Source organism: Pseudomonas defluvii, assembly GCF_001695625.1.
In the GTDB taxonomy this organism is placed as follows: Bacteria; Pseudomonadota; Gammaproteobacteria; order Pseudomonadales; family Pseudomonadaceae; genus Aquipseudomonas; species Aquipseudomonas defluvii.
In genome coordinates, this window is the sequence record NZ_MBPN01000349.1 from 1 (window position 1) to 317 (window position 317).

The window sequence follows — 317 nt, forward strand, 5'->3', positions numbered from 1 at the left end:
CCCTATGCGCGGCGACTGATCGACCAGGCCGGCGTGCCGGACGTCGATGCGATCGACGGCCTGCCGCCGGCGGTGGCGCTGCAGCAGCAGCGTGGCTCCAGCAACGCGCGTTCCTCCGTGGGCAGTGTGACCACCCTGTCCAGCCTGGTGCGGATGATGTATTCGCGCGCCGGCGCCTATCCGGCCAACCAGCCGATGCTGTACGCCGAGGATTTTTCGCCGAACACGCCGCAGGGCGCGTGCCCGACCTGCCACGGCCTGGGCCATGTGTACGAGGTGACCGAGGCCATCATGGTGCCCGATCCCTCCCTGAGCAT

Annotated in this window: 1 pseudogene; it reads left to right on the forward strand. The window is 69.1% G+C overall.

Annotated elements, in window-relative coordinates:
• Positions 1-317, forward strand: a pseudogene (locus EKA13_RS27630) (excinuclease ABC subunit A); the annotation flags it as partial.